15 protein-coding genes are annotated in these 17,576 nt (G+C 62.3%); 4 read left to right on the top strand and 11 right to left on the bottom strand.

Annotated features, from left to right (window positions below):
* Positions 1-47: 47 nt before the first annotated feature.
* Positions 48-1,106 (bottom strand): haloacid dehalogenase-like hydrolase, encoded by a 1,059-nt coding sequence (locus JBE38_RS12335; RefSeq protein WP_205344377.1) that lies wholly within the window; start codon positions 1,104-1,106, stop codon positions 48-50.
* Positions 1,107-1,347: 241 nt separating this feature from the next.
* On the opposite strand from JBE38_RS12335, the gene JBE38_RS12330 reads away from it, so the two are divergent.
* A complete protein-coding gene (locus JBE38_RS12330; protein ID WP_060753495.1) occupies positions 1,348-2,739 on the top strand; it encodes an L-cystine transporter in 1,392 nt (463 codons plus the stop codon).
* Positions 2,740-2,833: 94 nt separating this feature from the next.
* Here the strand turns inward: JBE38_RS12330 and JBE38_RS12325 are convergent, their stop codons facing one another.
* Positions 2,834-3,346 (bottom strand): dihydrofolate reductase, encoded by a 513-nt coding sequence (locus tag JBE38_RS12325; protein ID WP_205344376.1) that lies wholly within the window; start codon positions 3,344-3,346, stop codon positions 2,834-2,836.
* Positions 3,347-3,415: 69 nt separating this feature from the next.
* On the opposite strand from JBE38_RS12325, the gene JBE38_RS12320 reads away from it, so the two are divergent.
* Positions 3,416-4,795 (top strand): DUF2868 domain-containing protein, encoded by a 1,380-nt coding sequence (locus tag JBE38_RS12320; protein ID WP_205344375.1) that lies wholly within the window; start codon positions 3,416-3,418, stop codon positions 4,793-4,795.
* Entirely contained in the window at positions 4,788-6,155 is a 1,368-nt protein-coding gene (locus tag JBE38_RS12315) for a DUF3482 domain-containing protein (RefSeq protein WP_090368175.1), read from the top strand. The genes JBE38_RS12320 and JBE38_RS12315 overlap by 8 nt, the downstream gene beginning before the upstream one ends.
* Here JBE38_RS12315 and JBE38_RS12310 read toward each other — a convergent pair.
* The 7 genes from JBE38_RS12310 to JBE38_RS12280 form a co-directional block, all read right to left on the bottom strand.
* The gene (locus JBE38_RS12310) at positions 6,152-6,706 is read right to left on the bottom strand and encodes a phosphonate degradation HD-domain oxygenase (protein WP_205344374.1); all 555 of its coding nucleotides are present in this window, start codon (positions 6,704-6,706) and stop codon (positions 6,152-6,154) included. The two genes, JBE38_RS12315 and JBE38_RS12310, sit on opposite strands and share 4 nt — an antisense overlap.
* Positions 6,703-7,833 (bottom strand): TIGR03364 family FAD-dependent oxidoreductase, encoded by a 1,131-nt coding sequence (locus tag JBE38_RS12305; protein WP_205344373.1) that lies wholly within the window; start codon positions 7,831-7,833, stop codon positions 6,703-6,705. The genes JBE38_RS12310 and JBE38_RS12305 overlap by 4 nt, the downstream gene beginning before the upstream one ends.
* Positions 7,834-7,874: 41 nt before the next feature.
* The gene (locus JBE38_RS12300; RefSeq protein ID WP_090368169.1) at positions 7,875-8,888 is read right to left on the bottom strand and encodes a putative 2-aminoethylphosphonate ABC transporter substrate-binding protein; all 1,014 of its coding nucleotides are present in this window, start codon (positions 8,886-8,888) and stop codon (positions 7,875-7,877) included.
* Between the two features lie 21 nt (positions 8,889-8,909).
* A complete protein-coding gene (locus tag JBE38_RS12295) occupies positions 8,910-10,622 on the bottom strand; it encodes a putative 2-aminoethylphosphonate ABC transporter permease subunit (RefSeq protein ID WP_205344372.1) in 1,713 nt (570 codons plus the stop codon).
* Position 10,623: 1 nt separating this feature from the next.
* Positions 10,624-11,688, bottom strand: a complete 1,065-nt coding sequence (locus tag JBE38_RS12290; RefSeq protein ID WP_205344371.1) for a putative 2-aminoethylphosphonate ABC transporter ATP-binding protein — start codon at positions 11,686-11,688, stop codon at positions 10,624-10,626.
* Positions 11,689-11,926: 238 nt separating this feature from the next.
* Complete coding sequence (locus tag JBE38_RS12285; protein ID WP_090368163.1) at positions 11,927-12,790, bottom strand: LysR family transcriptional regulator; 864 nt, start codon at positions 12,788-12,790, stop codon at positions 11,927-11,929.
* Between the two features lie 16 nt (positions 12,791-12,806).
* Positions 12,807-15,095, bottom strand: coding sequence for a heavy metal translocating P-type ATPase (locus JBE38_RS12280; protein WP_205344370.1), 2,289 nt, complete (start codon positions 15,093-15,095; stop codon positions 12,807-12,809).
* Positions 15,096-15,180: 85 nt separating this feature from the next.
* Between JBE38_RS12280 and cadR the strand changes: the two genes are divergently transcribed.
* Entirely contained in the window at positions 15,181-15,630 is a 450-nt protein-coding gene (gene cadR / locus JBE38_RS12275) for a Cd(II)/Pb(II)-responsive transcriptional regulator (RefSeq protein WP_060753506.1), read from the top strand.
* 42 nt (positions 15,631-15,672) lie between these two features.
* On the opposite strand, the gene JBE38_RS12270 is transcribed toward cadR, so the two are convergent.
* Both JBE38_RS12270 and lgt read right to left on the bottom strand, forming a co-directional pair.
* Complete coding sequence (locus tag JBE38_RS12270; RefSeq protein WP_010207295.1) at positions 15,673-16,506, bottom strand: thymidylate synthase; 834 nt, start codon at positions 16,504-16,506, stop codon at positions 15,673-15,675.
* A gap of 52 nt (positions 16,507-16,558) precedes the next feature.
* Entirely contained in the window at positions 16,559-17,371 is an 813-nt protein-coding gene (gene lgt / locus JBE38_RS12265; protein WP_090368158.1) for a prolipoprotein diacylglyceryl transferase, read from the bottom strand.
* Positions 17,372-17,576: the final 205 nt, after the last annotated feature.

Genomic DNA, 17,576 nt, shown 5'->3' with positions numbered 1-17,576 from the left:
CTGACACTCTGCTATCAGGAGCAAGCCCCCTCCCATATCACTCCTGGTTACTGAATCTCGTCCGGCTTGACGATCACCCAGTTCTTGTCCGCCGTCACCGGCAACCCTTCCTTGGCCTGCGCCGCCGCGTGCTTGGCCATCATGCCGTTGAGCTGGGTCATGTACTTGTCCTTACGGTTGACCCATAAGTGGATGCCGCCCTTGGCCACGTCCACATCGTGAAACAGCATGTAGCCATCGCTGGTTGGGGTATCCCCCCCGACGATCACCGGTTTTTTCCATTCGTCGATATAGGTGAGGATCGCGGCGTGCTTGCCGGCCATCCAGGTCGCCGGGGTCCACAGGTAGGGGGTGAGTTCCAGGCCGAGGTTGGCCTTCTCATCATATTTGCCGGCCGTGATCTGCTTGCGTGCGGTGGTCAGCTCGCCGGTCTTGCGATCCTTGAGCAGGGTGCTCACGCCGATGACATTCTCAGGCTTGACGTTGTAGCCGTACTTCGGATCGGCAGCGACCATGCGTACCAGTTCCTCCGAGGCCGCCGTCATCACGTACACCTCGATGCCGTTCTCCATCAGTTTGTTGTACAGCTCGGCCTGGCCGGTGAACACCTTCGGCGGCTGGACCTCGGAGGTCTTCACCACATCACCTTCGTAATAGGTGACCGGCACGGGCTTGCCGGAGGCCATCAGCTCATCCACGTAGCCCTTGAGTTCTTTGAGGGTGAAGCCGGCAAAGATCTGCGCAACCCAGGGGTAGCAAACCATGTCGTCGACTTCGCAGAGGCGATAGTAGTAGCTGAACAGGCTTTCCTTGTGGTCGGCGGTATCTTTGAACGGGATCAGCTTGAGGGAAGGATCCATGGTGTCGCGGGTGATCAGGCCCTTGTTTTCAAGATAGGGCAACAGGGACTCTTCGAGGTCGTAGCGGTAGCTGGTGTTATCCATGTCGAATACCGCGAAATTACCTTTGTTGGCGTTCGCAGCGATCATCTTGTCCAGTTGCTCGGCGGCAGGCGCCGGCCAATGCTTCAACTCGGTGGCGGCAGATGCCTGGCTGGCGAGGCCAAGGCAGAAGGCGGCGGCAAGTAATGTAGGCGCGAGCTTCATAAGCGTTTTCTCCCTAGGTCAAAGACATCGACGCTAACAAATCTGTATGACAGTTATCGCCCGAGCACGACCGCTTACATCGTGATCACGCCAAAGGCATGTGCCTGAGCGTCAGACGCTTATTCCAAAAACGACAGATACCATTCCATATCGGTATTAAATCAATATATTTCAAGCTGTTAGGCTTCCCGGTTCGCAATCGCAGGCTCGTGCGATTGGCTGCCTTCTCAACGGAGCTTTAATGAATCTGCCCCTGATTCTCAACTTACTGGTGTTCGTGGCCCTGTTGCTGGGCCTGGCACAAACCCGTCGGACCCAATGGAGCCTCGCCAAAAAGGTCCTGTTCGCCCTCGCCCTGGGCGTGGTGTTCGGTACGGTTCTGCACACGATCTACGGTGACGGCAATCCAGTCCTCAAGGCGTCCATCGGCTGGTTCGACCTGGTCGGCAACGGTTACGTGCAACTGCTGCAAATGATCGTGATCCCGCTGGTATTCGCTTCGATCCTGAGTGCCGTGGCGCGCCTGCATAACGCCTCTTCCCTGGGCAAGATCAGTTTCCTGACCATCGGCACGCTGCTGTTCACCACCGCCATTGCGGCGCTGATCGGCATCGGCCTGACCAATCTGTTCGGCCTCACCGCCGAAGGCCTGGTAGCCGGCACCCAGGAAATGGCCCGCCTGCAAGTGATCCAGAGCGATTACGCCGGCAAGGTCGCTGACCTGAATATCCCGCAGTTGCTGCTGTCGTTCGTGCCGGCCAACCCGTTTGCCGACCTGGCCCGAGCCAAGCCGACGTCGATCATCAGCGTGGTGATTTTCGCCGCCTTCCTCGGGGTTGCCGCGCTGCAGCTGCTCAAGGACGACGTGGAAAAAGGCCAGAAAGTACTCAACGCCATCGACACCCTGCAAGCCTGGGTGATGCGCCTGGTGCGCCTGGTGATGAAACTGACGCCTTACGGTGTATTGGCGCTGATGACCAAAGTGGTCGCCGGCTCCAACCTGCAAGACATCATCAAGCTCGGCAGTTTCGTGGTGGTCTCGTACCTGGCCCTGGGCCTGATGTTCGTGGTGCATGGCCTGCTGCTGTCGCTGGCCGGGATCAACCCGTTGCGCTTTTTCCGCAAGGTGTGGCCGGTGCTGACGTTTGCCTTTACCAGCCGCTCCAGCGCGGCGGCGATTCCACTGAGCATTGAGGCGCAAACCCGCCGGTTGGGCATCCCGCAATCCATCGCCGGGTTTGCGGCGTCGTTCGGCGCGACCATCGGCCAGAACGGTTGCGCAGGGCTTTATCCCGCCATGCTGGCGGTGATGGTTGCCCCGACCGTGGGCATCAACCCGCTGGACCCGCTATGGATCGCAACCCTGGTGGCGATTGTGACCTTGAGTTCGGCTGGCGTTGCCGGTGTAGGCGGCGGTGCAACCTTTGCCGCGCTGATCGTGCTGCCGGCCATGGGCTTGCCGGTGTCACTGGTGGCGCTGCTGATTTCCGTGGAACCGCTGATCGACATGGGCCGCACGGCGTTGAACGTAAACGGGTCGATGACGGCGGGTGCGATTACCAGCCAGATCATGGGGCAGACGGATAAAGCGCTGCTGAATGCCGATGAGCACGCCGAGTTAGCGCAGGCCTGATAGACCGCTATCGGGAGCAAGCCCCCTCCCACACTTGAGCGCATTCTCATGTTGCAACGCGTTCAAATGTGGGAGGGGGCTTGCTCCCGGTGCTTTAAGCTTTTTCCCAGACTTCGAAGGTGTACGCCGGCTTATCACCGTCGGCCGGGTTCTCGACATTCGAAACCAGCTTCCACTGGTTCAAATCAAACTCCGGAAACCACGCATCCCCTTCCGGGCTCAGCGCCACGCGCGTCAGGTACAAGCGGTCCGCCTGTTCCAGCCCCTGCGCATACAGCTGCGCGCCGCCGATCAGCATCAGCTCATCCGCGCCTTGCTCCAGCGCCCACGCCTCGGCGCACTCGACCGCCGCGTCCAGTGATGGAAAAACTTGCGCACCTTCAAGCTCAAGATCGGTCTGACGGCTGACCACGATGTTCAATCGCCCCGGCAACGGTCGGCCCAGGGAGCCCCAGGTCTTGCGCCCCATGATGATCGGCTTGCCAAGCGTGGTGGCCTTGAAATATTTGAAATCCCCCGGCAAATGCCAGGGCATGCTGTTGTCGACGCCGATCACACGGTTTTCACCGAGGGCTGCGATCAGGCTTAAAGGGAGAGTTTTTTTCATGGCGACGAGAATACCAGAGCCACGAGCCAGGGGTTATGCTCCAGGCTCACTGACACAACAGGATGGCGCGTGACAGCACTGAACCCACTGCACACACTCTGGTTGACGGAAACCGTGCGCCTGCGTGAAGAACACGCCGGCCCCCTGGAAGACCTGGAAGCCAACCGCCTGGCCCGCACGGCCGGTGGCGACCTGCCGACGCGTATTCAACAGCGCGCCCTGCACCTGGCCGAACGCGATGGCCTGAGCGCCGCCCTCACCCGCTGGCTGCAAGGCGCACGCCTGGCCCTGGTGTTGCTGGCGATCGTCGCGATCGTCAGCGGTGCCGGCCTGGCCTTTGCCGCGCTGGGCAACGGGCTGGCCCCGGTCAACGTGTTCTGGGCCTTGGGCAGCCTGCTTGGCTTGAACCTGATCCTGCTGGTCAGCTGGGCCTTGGGCCTGCTGTTTGCCGGTGAGCACGGCGCCAGCCTGGGACGCCTATGGCTGTGGCTGAGCGAAAAGCTCGCCCGCGACGCCAAGGCCGCACAGTTGGCGCCTGCGCTGTTGCTCTTGCTGCAACGGCAGAAACTCAATCGCTGGGCTGTGGGCGTGCTGGTCAACAGCCTTTGGCTGTTGGCGCTGCTCAGTGCCATGGTGATTTTGCTGACGCTGCTCGCTACCCGACGCTATGGGTTCGTGTGGGAAACCACCATCCTCGGCGCCGACACCTTCGTCGCCGTGACCCAGGCCCTGGGCGCCCTGCCCGGGTGGCTGGGCTTCAATGTGCCGACGGTCGAGATGATCCGTGCCAGCGGGGACTCCGCATTGAATATCGAAAGCGCCCGCCAGGCCTGGGCCGCGTGGCTGGTCGGGGTGTTGCTGGTGTACGGCATACTGCCCAGGCTGATCCTTGCCCTGCTGTGCCTGTGGCGCTGGAAACGCGGGCGCGCCGCCCTGCGCCTGGACCTCAACCTGCCCGGCTACAGCCAATTGCGCGAACGCCTGATGCCGAGCAGCGAACGCCTCGGCGTCAACGATGCCGCACCGGAGCAATTGCACGCCGTCACCGGCGGCGTCAGCGAACTGGAAAGCGACGGCGCCTTGCTGGTAGCCATCGAGCTGGACGATCAGCATCCCTGGCCCCCCAAATTGCCGGCCGGCGTCAAAAACGCCGGGATCCTCGACAGCCGCGAGTCGCGCAACAAGCTCCTGGAACAACTCAGCCGCTTCCCGCCGGCACGCCTGGCCATCGCCTGCGACCCACGCCGCTCACCCGACCGTGGCAGCCTGGCATTGATCGCAGAACTTGCGCGCAGCGCCACCGCCACCCGCGTCTGGCTGCTGCAAGCGCCTCCCGGTCAAGCCTTGGATGCCGAACGCCTGGGTGACTGGCACGCCGCACTGCAACAACTGGAGCTGCCTTTCGCCGACTGCGCACCGCTGAACTGGCTGGAGACCGGTCATGACTAAACCGCTGAAACTCGCTGTGGTCGGCCACACCAATGTCGGCAAGACCTCGCTGCTGCGCACGCTGACCCGGGACGTCGGCTTCGGTGAAGTCTCTCATCGCCCCAGCACCACACGGCATGTCGAAGGTGCGCGGTTGTCGGTGGACGGCGAAGCCTTGCTGGAGCTGTACGACACACCCGGCCTGGAAGATGCCATCGCCCTGCTCGACTACCTGGAGCGCCTGGATCGCCCCGGCGAACGCCTCGATGGCCCGGCGCGCCTGGCGCGCTTCCTGGACGGCAGCGAAGCGCGCCAACGTTTCGAACAGGAAGCCAAGGTGCTGCGCCAATTGTTGGCCTCGGACGCCGGCCTGTATGTGATCGACGCCCGCGAGCCGGTGCTGGCCAAGTACCGCGATGAGCTGCAAGTACTGGCCAGTTGCGGCAAGCCGTTGCTGCCGGTACTCAACTTCGTCAGCAGCAGCGACCACCGCGAGCCGGACTGGCGCGAAGCCCTGGCCCGCCTGGGCCTGCATGCACTGGTGCGCTTCGACAGCGTAGCGCCACCGGAAGACGGCGAGCGGCGCTTGTATGAAAGCCTGGCACTGCTGCTGGAAAACGCCCGGCCGCAACTGGAACGGTTGATCCTCGACCAGCAAGCCCAACGCCAGGCCCGCCAGCAAAGTGCCGCACGCTTGATCGCCGAGCTGTTGATCGACTGCGCCGCTTGCCGTCGCAGCGTGGTTACCGAAGATGAGCAGCAAGCCATCAGCGATTTGCGCAAGGCCGTGCGCCAGCGCGAACAGAAATGTGTGGAAGCCCTGCTCAAGCAGTTCGGCTTCCGCGCGCAGGATGCCGCCGCCAGTGACCTGCCACTGCTCGACGGCCGCTGGGGCGACGACCTGTTCAACCCGGAGACGCTCAAGCAACTGGGCGTGCGCGTCGGTGGCGGGATCGCCGCGGGGGCGGCGGCCGGTGCCGGTGTCGACCTGCTGGTCGGCGGCCTGACCCTGGGCGCCGCCGCCCTGGCCGGTGCGATTGCCGGTGGCGCACTGCAAACCGCGCGCAGTTATGGCAGCCGCCTGCTGGGCAAGATCAAAGGCCAGCGCGAACTGACTGTGGACGACAGCGTGTTGCGCCTGCTCGCCCTGCGCCAGCGCCAGTTGCTCAAAGCCCTCAACCTGCGCGGTCATGCGGCCATGCACAGCATCAAGGTCGATACGCCCCAGGACAAAACCTGGCGCGAAGGCAAGTTGCCGGACGCACTGCATAAAGCCCGCGCCCATCCGCAATGGTCGTCCCTCAACCCCCACGCCAAGCTCAGCCAGGCTGAGCGCCAGGAGCAAGTTGAAGCGCTGGCCCTGCGCCTCGACGAAACCTAAGTCGCCAATACCTGCCGGGCCTTGCCCTTGAGCACCTCGAGGTCGAGCACCGGCACGTGCATCCGCTTGGCCTGCTCATCCCAATAACGCAGGCGCAGGCTGACCTGGCAGAGCGGGTCTTGCTCGAAAGCCCGCGCTTCTTCTGCCGTCATCACACCCCCTTGGTACTCCAAGGTACGGCGGCTGGCTTCGCTGAGGCGGGTGTAATAGTCGGGCTGGCTGAAGGTCAGGTAGCGCTTGGCTTGCACGTGATATTCCACCAGCCTGGCCATGCGTTCGCTGAACCCGGCCCGGCGCAAATAATCCGCGCCCAGCCGCTCATGGCTGACCACACCATAACCGCCCATATTTTCGCCGCCCTGGCCGCAAAGATGCCCGATATCGTGAAAAAACGCCGCCAGCACCACTTCATCGTCAAAACCCTCAGCCATTGCCCACTGCGCGGCCTGGGACATGTGCTCGATCTGCGACACCGGCTCGCCGATGTAATCCGCCGCGCCATGCCTTTCGTATAAACCGAAGACGTCTGCAATCACCTGCTCCGCGGTCATGACGCCGCGCCCCACAACGCACTGATATTGCGTTCGGCCAGTGCCGGCCCCACGCTCATGCCCACGCCGGTATGCATCAGCGCTGCGCTCACTCCCGGCGCCACGCGCAGGAATGAGAACGGCCCGGGACCGCGTGAGCCGTAGACACCTTGCCAGCGCTCCACCACCTGGATCTTGCACCCCAAGGTCTGCTCAGCCAGTTCGATCATCCAGTCATCGACCTGTTCGGCGTTGAACGGCGATGCATCGCTGCCGTAGTCGTGGGAATCGCCGATGATCAGTTCGCCATGAGGGGTCGGGCTGATCAGCAAGTGAATACCCTGTGCCGCCAGGTGAGGCGCTTCACGCAGGATCTGCGCCCGCACCGATGCAGCTTGCGGCAAGTCGGCGAAGGCGCCGTAGTGCACACAGCTAAGGCCGGTGAGCAAGGCATGTTGCAGGTTCAGATTGACCGCCGGGCGCGCCCGCAGCATTTGCAAGCGGCAGATCTGCGGGTTGAGTTCGGCCATCGCCTCGGCCAGCAGCGTCTGGTAGTCGTGGCCGGAGCACACGATGACCTGCTCGCCACGAAAGCTGCCTGCCGTGGTGTGCACATGGCCCGGTTCGACGTCGCGTACCAAGGTGGAAAAGTGAAACTCGACCTTGAGCGTTTGGGCCAGATAGGCGATCAGTGCCGGAATCGCTTCGCGGGAATATAACTGCTGATCGTCCTTGCCGTGCAGCGCGGCGCGATGATGGCGGAACTGGCCGCCGTACAGATCCTTCATCGCCGCGCCTTGCAGCAGCTCGACGTTGTAGCCGTGTTCCCGCGCGCGGCCGGCACAGAAGGCTTCGAGCAGATGTTCTTCGGCTTCGGTGCGAGCGAACAAGTATGAGCCGTTGCGCTTGAGTTGCAGGCCCGCCACTTGGGCCCAATGGCCCCAGATGTCACGGCTTTGCCGCGCCAGGTCAAACATCGGCCCCGGCGGCTGGCCGGTGACCAGCGCCTGGCCGAAGTTGCGCACCGAGGCGCCGAGCGGTGTGGCGCTACGCTCGAAGACCGTGACCTTGAGCCCGCGCCTGGCAGCCGCGTAGGCGTGGGACAGGCCGAGGATGCCGGCGCCAACAATCAACAGATCACTACTCATGCATTCCTCTCGTTCCCACGCTCCGCGTGGGAATGCATCGGTTATTGTTTTTCGGACTTGCCGTCATAGCGCTTGCGCCATTCGGTGAGGATGCTGTCGCGGTTCTTCGAGGCCCAGGCAAAGTCGTTCTTGATCAGGCGCTGCTCGTAGTCGGCCGGCAGCTCGGTCTGCGGCTTGGCGATGCCCGGCTGGGCCAGGACAGCGAAGTTGTCCTTGTAAAGCTCCATCGCGGCAGGGCTGGCGGAGAAGTCGGCAAGTTTTTTCGCCGCATCGGCGTGAGCAGTACCCTTCATCACGGCCGTTGCTTCAATGTCCCAACCCAGACCCTCTTTCGGCAGGATGATGTCCAATGGCGCCCCCTGGCGCTTGAGCTGCACCGCTGGGTACTCGAACGAAATACCAATCGGGAACTCCCCCGAGGCGGCCAGCTTGCACGGCTTGGAACCGGAGTGAACGTACTGGCCGATGTTCTGATGCAGCTCGTCCATGTACTGCCAACCCTGCTTTTCACCGAAGGTCTGCAACCAGGCGCTCACATCGAGGAAGCCAGTGCCGGACGACGCCGGGTTGGGCATCACGATCTTGCCCTTGTACTCAGACTTGGTCAGGTCCTGCCAGCTCACCGGCTTGGTCAGGCCCTGTTTCTCGGCCTCGACGGTGTTGAAGCAGAGGGTCGCCGCCCATACGTCCATGCCGACCCAGGCCGGTGGGTTGGCGGGGTCGCGGTAATTTTTGCCGATCTTGCCCAGGTCCTTGGGCGCGTAGTTCTCCAGCATGCCCTGCTGGTCGAGGATCGCCAGGCTCGAAGCTGCCAGACCCCACACTGCATCGGCTTGCGGGCGATCTTTCTCGGCCAGCAGCTTGGCCGTGATGATGCCGGTGGAGTCACGCACCCACTTGATCTCGACGTCAGGGTTGGCCTTTTCGAAAGCCTGCTTGTAGGTCTTCAACTGCTCGGCTTCGAGCGCCGTGTACACCGTCAGTTCGGTCTTGGCGAAGGCATTCAGGCTGAATGCCGTGAGTACCGCAGCGACCAGCGCCAGGGGCTTGAACATGGAGCACCTCCTTCAGGGTTATCATTGGCCGGGAGCGGACTGGCGCCAGGCTTGAGAGCGACGCAGCGCGCCACGTGAAGCCCACGCCAGCAGCAGCGAAACGCCGGCCGAAGTGAACAGGATCAGGCTCGACATGGCCGCCGCACCGCCCACGTTGCCGGCGTCGTCCATGTTCAACACGGCGACGGCGGCGAGGATAGTGTCGGGGCTGTAGAGAAAAATCGCGGCGGACACGGTGGTCATCGCCGATACAAACAGGTAGCGCACGATGTCCAGCAGCGCCGGCAGGCAGATCGGCACCGTGACGCGCAGGTAGTGGCGGTACAGCGGCGCCTTGAGCGACAGCGCGGCGGCTTCGAACTCGGCATCCAACTGGCGCAGGGCGGTGGTCGCGGTCATTTGTGCGGTGGTCAGATAGTGGGCAATGGTGCACACCACCAACAACGTCATGCTCCCGTAGAACACATGCAGCGGGTTGCCGTTGAGGTTGAAAAAGAACACGTAGCCCAGGCCCAGCACCAGGCCCGGCACCGCCATCGGTACGAAGCTGAGCATGCGCAGGGCCAGGTTCAGGCCTTTCTGGCTTTGGGTTTTTTCCATCAGGTAGGCACCGGTGAAGATCAGCACGCTGCCGAGCAACGCCGTGCACAGGGCCATGGTCAAGCTGTTGCGATAGGCCAGCCAGCCACCGCCCGCCGTGTCTTCGAACTGGTAGTGGTTAAGCGACAACGACAGGTTGTAGGGCCAGAACTTCACCAGCGAGGAATACACCGCCATGCCGAACACCAGCAGCAATGCCGTGCAGATCAGCATCACGATGGCCAGGTAACAGCCGTCTCTTGCGCGCGATGGCGCGGGTCGAAACACTTGCGCGCGACCGCTCATGGCGTCGCCATGCCGGCGGCGCAACCAGGTATCCACGCCAAAACTGAACAGCGCCGGAAGCAGCAACACCATCCCGATCAATGCGCCACGACCAAACTGTTGCTGGCCGACCACCGCCTTGTAGGCTTCCAGCGCCAGCACCTGATAATCCCCTCCCACCACCACGGGCACCCCGAAGTCGGTGATGGTCAGGGTAAACACCAGGCAGGACGCAGCAAATACGGCCTGGCGCGTGGCCGGCCAGGTGATGCTGCGAAACGCCCGGGCCGGGCTGGCGCCCATGCTGGAAGCGGCATCGAACAAGCGCGCATCCGCCAGGGACAGCGCTGACAGCAGAATCATCAAGGCGTGTGGGAAGGTGTAGATCACCTCACCCAACACGATGCCCCAGAAGCCGTAAATGTTCTCAGAGAGCAAACCGCGCAACAGGCCCTGGTTACCGAACAGGTACACCAGCGCAATCCCCGGCAACATCGACGGTGCCATTAATGGCAGCAATGACAGGCCGCGCCAAACGGCCTTGCCGGGAATCAATGTGCGTTGCAGGGCGTAGGCAAACAGGTAAGCCAGCGGTACGACAATGGCAGCCACACTGACGGACACTTTCAAGCTATTGCCCAGCAGCCAGTGAAAATTGTCGCTGGTCACCAGCTCTCGCGCCGCGATCCACCCGCCGCCCTGCCCGGCTTCGCTACTGAAACCTCGCCAGAAGATCGCCAGCAGTGGCAGCAGCACCGCGATAAGCAGCAAAAACAGCCACAGCAGTTTGCCGCCGAGCACAAAAATACGATCGCCCATTTGGGCACGGGACACCTGGCGGGCTATCGGCAGCGCCATCACCGCAGCCATCTCAGGCAAACACCTGCAGGCTGCGCGGCGGCAGCGCCACCCAGATATCCTGGGCACCCAGGCGCGGCATGGCTTCCGGCGCCAGCTCGGCGAGCAGCGGATGACCGGGCAATTGCGCCAGCTCAAAGCTCATGCGGCAGCGGTTGCCGAGAAAGGTGATCTCGCGGACCTTGGCCGGGAACAGGTTTTCTTCATGCACCGGCGGGTTGACGCTGATGGCTTCCGGGCGGCAGAACAAACGCCCGGACTGGGCCACGCCGGCATCATCGGCCAAGCGCAGGTTCATACCGCCAACCTGAGCGTGGCTGACACTGTTGCGGCTGAACGGCAACCAATTGCCCTGGCCGACAAACTCCGCCACAAACGGCGTGGCCGGACGGTCGTAGATCGCCTGGGGCGTCGCGTATTGCTCGACCTTGCCGTTGTTCATCACGGCAATGCGGTCGGCCATCAACATGGCCTCGTCCTGATTGTGGGTGACCATCAAGGTGGTGATGCCCAGGCGTCGTTGCAGCTGGCGCAACTCGGTGCACAGGTGCTCGCGGACACGGGCGTCGAGGGCCGACATCGGTTCATCCAGCAACAGCAGCGAAGGGGCCGGTGCCAGCGCTCGCGCCAGGGCGACACGTTGCTGCTGGCCGCCGGACAACTGGCCGGGGTACTTTTTTTCGCTGCCCACCAGGCCCACCAGTTCCAGCATCTGGCCGACGCGCTTGCGCACCTCATCGCGGCCGCTGCCGGTGAGACCGTAGCCGATATTGGCTTCGACGGTCAGGTTGGGAAACAGCGCGTAGGACTGGAACAAAATCCCGTAGTCCCGCGCCTGAGGCGGGAGCAGGCAAACGTCGCGATGGCCCAGGCGCAGTTCACCGCTGTCCTGGCGTTCCAGGCCGGCGATGCAGCGCAACAAGGTAGTCTTGCCGCAACCGGACGGGCCCAGCAGGCACACCAGCTCGCCGGCGGCGACGTCCAGGGACACATTATCTAGCGCGGTAAACGCACCAAAGCGTTTCTGGATGCCCCGCACCGTCATGGGCGCACCGGGGTGGGTCAGGGCTGTGTTCATGCAAGGCACCTCATCGAACGGATGAAGGCCATGCTAGGTGGGCAATGCGTCGCTCATGTGGCAGGAAGGCAAAACGCGGTGATAGTGGTATTGGTGGATTTGGGTGTGGCTCATGGAGGTGCGGTGGCTGGACTGCCGCTATCGGGAGCAAGCCCCCTCCCACAGTTTGATCTGTGAATACATTCAGAATGTGGCAGGGGGCTTGCTCCCGATGAGGCCCTCAAAGCCGCCTACCTACTCAGAGGGGCGACATTTCCTGCGCCAACCCCAGAAACGCCGCCGGCAACCGTGCGCCCTTGCGCTCCTTGAGGCAGTACAGATATTCGGCAATCTGCGGCGCATTTTCGATGGTCAACACGCGTAATTGCGGGTCGTGGGGTACTTCCTGGCGGGCAATGATGCTGATGCCGATGTTGCGCAGCACCGCCTCGCGGATCGATTCGCGGCTGCCGATTTCCAGCAACGGGCCATGGCTCACGCCCGCGCCTTGCAACAGGTCTTCCGTCAGGCGCCGTGTGGTCGAGCCCGCTTCGCGCATCAACAACGTATGCCCGGCCAGCGCCGTCAGCGGCACATGCTCCAGCGCTGCCAGCGGGTGATTGCGATGGACCGCCAACACCAACGGGTCGGTGCCGAGAACACGGCGGATCAGCCGCGGGTCTTCGAGCAATTGCGAGGATGCTGCGACGTCAACGCGGTAATCATCCAGCGCTTCAAGCACCTGTTGGGAGTTGCCGATTTCTACCGACACCTCCACCTGGGGCAGGCGCTCACGAAAGGCTTTGACCAGGTCGAGGATGTAATACGGCGCCGTCGCGGCGATGCGCAGAGCGCCCTGGACCTGACCGTTGTTGCGCAGGAAGAACTCGATGTCCGCTTCCTGCTGCAACAGCGCCTTGACCATCGGCAGCAGGCGCGCGCCTTCGTCACTGACGGTGAGGCGGCGCCCGCCACGGTAAAACAGCTCGACCCCGTACTGGCTTTCCAGGTTGCGGATCTGGGTGGTGACGGTGGGCTGGCTCAGGCCGAGCTTCTTCGCCGCCTGCGTAATGCTGCCCAGGCGGGCGACCATGAAAAACGCCTTCAACTCGGCACTCAGCACACCACCCTCTCATCCTCTATTTGCGCAACAGGCGCAGGCCATTGAACACTACCAGCAGGCTTACGCCCATATCGGCGAACACCGCCATCCACATGGTGGCCATGCCCAGGAAAGTCACGGCAAGAAAGATCGCCTTGATCACCAGCGCCAGGACGATGTTCTGCTTGAGGATACTCGACGTTTGCCGCGACAAACGAATGAATGCCGGGATCTTGCGCAAATCATCGTCCATCAAGGCCACGTCGGCGGTCTCGATCGCCGTGTCGGTGCCGGCGGCGGCCATGGCAAACCCGATCTCGGCGCGGGCCAGGGCCGGCGCGTCGTTGATGCCGTCGCCGACCATGCCGACACGGTGGCCTTGGCCATAGAGGGTTTCGATGGCTTGCAGCTTGTCGGTGGGCAGCAGGTCGCCTTGGGCTTGATCGATACCGACCTGGGCGCCAATGGCTTGGGCGGTGTGAGTATTGTCGCCGGTGAGCATCAGCGTCTTGATGCCCAGGTCGTGCAGTTGCTGGATGGCTTCACGGCTGCTGTCTTTGACAGTGTCAGCGACGGCGAACAACGCCAGGGGGCCGGACTTGTCGAGCAACAACACCACGGACTTGCCTTGTTTCTCCAAGGCGAACAGCTTTTCTTCCAGTGCCGGCGAGCACAGGCCCAGGTCTTCCACCAGCCGGTGGTTGCCCAAGTGATAGGTTTCGCCGTTGATATCACCGCGCACGCCACGACCGGCCAGGGCCGCGAAGTTATCCACAGCGTGTAGGGGCAGCTTTTTATCCACAGCAGCATTGGCAATCGCCAGCGACACCGGGTGGTCGGAGCGCCCGGCCAGACTGGCAGCCAGGGCGGGCGAGGTGTCCGCGACGTTGGGGAACAACGCCAGGTAGTCGGTTTGCACCGGCTTGCCGTGGGTAATGGTGCCGGTCTTGTCGAGCGCCAGGTAATCGAGTTTGTAGCCACCCTCCAGGTACACGCCGCCCTTGATCAGGATGCCTTTGCGCGCCGCCGCCGCCAGGCCGCTGACGATGGTCACGGGCGTCGAGATCACCAAGGCGCAAGGGCAAGCCACCACCAGCAACACCAGGGCACGGTAGATCCAGTCGAACCAGGCGCCAGCCATGAACAACGGCGGGATGATCGCCACACCCAGCGCGAACAAGAACACCGCCGGGGTATAGACCTTCGAGAAGCTGTCCACAAAACGCTGGGTCGGTGCCCGCGCGCCTTGGGCTTGTTCCACCGCATGAATGATGCGCGCCAGCGTAGAGTTGTTCGCCGCGGCGGTGACCTTGTACTCCAGGGAGCCGGCCTGGTTGATGGTGCCGGCGAAGACTTTATCGCCCACGGTCTTTTCAATCGGCAGGCTTTCACCGGTGATCGGCGCCTGGTCGATAGTGGACTGGCCCGCAGTGACTTCACCGTCCAGGCCGATGCGCTCGCCGGGTTTTACCCGAACGATCGCGCCCAGTTCAATGCTTTTGACCTCCTGTTCCGCCCATGAACCGTCGGCCTGCCGCACCGTGGCCTGTTCCGGCGTCATTTGCATCAAGCCGCTGATGGCGTTACGAGCACGATCCAGGGATTTGGCTTCGATCAACTCGGCCACGGTGAACAGGAACATCACCATCGCCGCTTCAGGCCACTGGCCAATCAGCACGGCACCGGTAACAGCGATGCTCATCAGCGCATTGATGTTCAGGTTCAGGTTCTTGAGCGCGATCCAGCCCTTCTTATAGGTGGTAAGCCCGCCGCTGAGGATCGACACCAACGCCACCAAGGCGATCACCCAGGTCGGCGCGACGCCAGTGAAGTGCAGCACTTCGGCGCCCAACGCTCCTACGCCAGACACAGCCAAAGGCCACCAGTGTTTCTTGGCGGGAGGCTGGGCGGCGGGGGCACCCTCTTCAATCGGGTCGGCCTGCATGCCCAAGGATTTGATGGCATCGATGATCGGCGCGGTGCTCGGCAGGTCATGGGTCACGCCGAGGATGCGGTTGATCAGGTTGAATTCCAGCTGCTGCACGCCGGCGAGCTTGCCCAGTTTGTTCTGGATCAGCGTCTGCTCGGTTGGGCAGTCCATGGCTTCGATGCGAAAAGTGCTCAAGCGCGAGCCCGCCGTCGGCGCTTGGCTGAGCGTCACCACGGCAGGCGTAGCCTTGCTCGAACAGCAAGAGCCCGCATGGCTGGCATGATCATGCGGCTTGACCGGCGTCAGTTTGGCGCCGTGGTCGTGGCTATGTGCATGATCGTGGCCATGATCATGTTTGTGATCATGCTTATTCGGGGTGTGGATGGAATCGCTCATTCTGTCGCGTCCGTAAAGGTGCCTGTTGCCAAGTAAAGACCCTGTAGCCACTATAGGGTCAAGCACCCATTTGGAGATTGCAGCAATGAAGATCGGCGAACTGGCCAAACTGACTGACTGCCAGGTGGAAACTATCCGTTACTACGAGAAAGAAGGCCTGCTGCCGCCCCCGGCGCGCACCGACGCCAACTACCGCGTATACACCCAGGCCCATACCGAACGGCTGATCTTCATCCGCAATTGCCGCAGCCTGGACATGACTCTGGAAGAAATCCGCAGCCTGCTCGGGCTACGCGACAGCCCTCAGGACCAATGCGAAAGCGTGAATGCCTTGATCGACGAGCATATCCAACACGTGAAAGCGCGGATCGATGGGCTGTTGGTGCTACAGGAACAGCTGCTGGACCTGCGCCAACGCTGCGGCGGTGGAGCGGGCCTGGATCAGTGCGGGATTTTGCAGCGGCTGGAAGTCAGCGGCAGTGTGGCGGCCAGCGAGGCTGAGCCTTCGCATGTGGGCAGAAGCCATGGGCACTGATTCTAGTGACCACAGCCCCTCCCACAATGACCGGTGCAGGCCTCAGATGGCCACGTCGGCCTTGATGCTTGGATCGGCGTCGTAGCCGACAATTTCGAAATCTTCGAACTTGTAGTCATAGATCGACGCAGGTTTGCGCTTGATCACCAGCTCCGGCAGCTTTTTCGGCGTACGCGCCAGCTGGGTGCGGATCTGTTCCATGTGGTTGCTGTAGGCATGGGTATCGCCGGTGGTGACGATGATCTCGTGGGGGATCAGGTCGCACTGCTGGGCCAGCATATGGGTGAGCAACGCCAGCGCGGCGGTGTTGTACGGCAGGCCCAGGAATACATCGGAGCTGCGGATATACAACTGCATCGACAGATGACCGTCATGCACGAACGCCTGGTACAGCAGGTGGCACGGCGGCAAAGCCTGCTTGCCGTTGCGCGCGTTTTCCTGGGGGCTCTTGGTTTCGTCCGGCAGGTACTCGACGTTCCAGCCGTGGAACAGGATGCGGCGGCTGTTCGGGTTGGTCTTGAGCGTGTGGACCATGTAGTCGATCTGGTTGATCGTGCCGCCATCCTTGGTCGGCCAGGCGGTCCACTGCTCGCCGTATACCGGGCCCAGGTCGCCGTCTTCAGTGGCCCATTCATCCCAGATGCGTACGCCGTTTTCGTTCAGCCACTTGATGTTGGTGTTGCCGCTCAACATCCAGATCAATTCGTTGGCGATGCTTTTGAAATGAAGCTTCTTGGTGGTCAGCAGCGGGAAGCCGTCGGCCAAGTTATGCCGATACTGACGGGCAAACACGGCCTTGGTGCCGGTGCCGGTGCGATCGCCCTTGGTCAATCCATTGGTCACGACGTCGTTCAGTAGTTCGAGATATTGCTTCATGTGAGTACCCGTATCGTTGAAGCCGAGGCCGGCAAAAGCCTCGGCGTCGAATTTAAAGCGCTGTGTTCTTGATGCCTTGCGGGCGATTGTAAGCCCACCACAACAGGCCCAGACCCGCGATGATCATCGGCATGCTGAGAATCTGCCCCATGGTCAACCAGCCCCACGCCAGGTAGCCCAGCTGTGCATCCGGCACCCGCACGAACTCGACGATGAAACGGAAGATCCCGTAGAACAGCGCGAACATGCCGGAAACCGCCATGGTCGGACGCGGCTTGCGCGAGAAGATGTACAGAATCAGGAACAGTGCCACACCTTCCAGGGCGAATTGGTAGAGCTGCGACGGGTGGCGCGGCAATTGCGCCGGGTCGCTGAACGGCGGGAACACCATGGCCCACGGCACGTCAGTCGGCTTGCCCCACAATTCGGCGTTGATGAAGTTACCGATGCGCCCGGCGCCGAGGCCAATCGGCACGAACGGTGCGACGAAGTCCATCAGCTGGAAGAACGACTTGCCATTGCGCCGGCCGAACCACCACGCGGCGATCATCACGCCGACAAACCCGCCGTGGAACGCCATGCCGCCCTTCCACACTTCGAAGATCAGCGTCGGATGGGCGATATAGGCTGGCAGATCGTAGAACAACACATACCCCAGGCGCCCGCCGACGATCACCCCCATCGACATCCAGAACACCATGTCGGAGAGTTTCTCCTTGGTCCAGGTCGGGTCGAAACGGTTCAGGCGCCGGGAAGCCAGCAGCCAGGCACCGCCGATGCCGATCAGGTACATCAACCCGTACCAGTGGATTTGCAGCGGACCGATGGCCACGGCCACCGGGTTGATCTGCGGGTAAGGCAGCATTGCGACTCCTCGTTAAATCATTAGTCATGGCGCACCGGACCATGCCGGTGTGCGATTAAGCCTGCGTTACAGCCGCTATTTCAAATTAAGAAGTTCACACGTACCGAACCGCCAGGCATGTTAACGGATGGAAGGCGTGCGACCCAACTTCGATGCGATGGAACACCCGCCGCGGTGTGAGTAGAGTGGCAAAAAACACAAAAGG

Source organism: Pseudomonas sp. ICBG1301 (assembly GCF_016918385.1).
Lineage (GTDB): Bacteria > Pseudomonadota > Gammaproteobacteria > Pseudomonadales > Pseudomonadaceae > Aquipseudomonas > Aquipseudomonas palleroniana.
Note: the sequence above shows the minus strand (reverse complement) of the source record. Positions and strands in the feature narration are given on the sequence as shown.

Bases quoted from the DNA above. Each gene is read 5' to 3' on its own strand.
- JBE38_RS12335 (WP_205344377.1), bottom strand. From the start codon at position 1,106: ATGAAGCTCGCGCCTACATTACTTGCCGCCGCCTTCTGCCTTGGCCTC.
- JBE38_RS12330 (WP_060753495.1), top strand. From the start codon at position 1,348: ATGAATCTGCCCCTGATTCTCAACTTACTGGTGTTCGTGGCCCTGTTG.
- JBE38_RS12325 (WP_205344376.1), bottom strand. From the start codon at position 3,346: ATGAAAAAAACTCTCCCTTTAAGCCTGATCGCAGCCCTCGGTGAAAAC.
- JBE38_RS12315 (WP_090368175.1), top strand. From the start codon at position 4,788: ATGACTAAACCGCTGAAACTCGCTGTGGTCGGCCACACCAATGTCGGC.
- JBE38_RS12310 (WP_205344374.1), bottom strand. From the start codon at position 6,706: ATGACCGCGGAGCAGGTGATTGCAGACGTCTTCGGTTTATACGAAAGG.
- JBE38_RS12305 (WP_205344373.1), bottom strand. From the start codon at position 7,833: ATGAGTAGTGATCTGTTGATTGTTGGCGCCGGCATCCTCGGCCTGTCC.
- JBE38_RS12300 (WP_090368169.1), bottom strand. From the start codon at position 8,888: ATGTTCAAGCCCCTGGCGCTGGTCGCTGCGGTACTCACGGCATTCAGC.
- JBE38_RS12295 (WP_205344372.1), bottom strand. From the start codon at position 10,622: ATGGCTGCGGTGATGGCGCTGCCGATAGCCCGCCAGGTGTCCCGTGCC.
- JBE38_RS12290 (WP_205344371.1), bottom strand. From the start codon at position 11,688: ATGAACACAGCCCTGACCCACCCCGGTGCGCCCATGACGGTGCGGGGC.
- JBE38_RS12280 (WP_205344370.1), bottom strand. From the start codon at position 15,095: ATGAGCGATTCCATCCACACCCCGAATAAGCATGATCACAAACATGAT.
- cadR (WP_060753506.1), top strand. From the start codon at position 15,181: ATGAAGATCGGCGAACTGGCCAAACTGACTGACTGCCAGGTGGAAACT.
- JBE38_RS12270 (WP_010207295.1), bottom strand. From the start codon at position 16,506: ATGAAGCAATATCTCGAACTACTGAACGACGTCGTGACCAATGGATTG.
- lgt (WP_090368158.1), bottom strand. From the start codon at position 17,371: ATGCTGCCTTACCCGCAGATCAACCCGGTGGCCGTGGCCATCGGTCCG.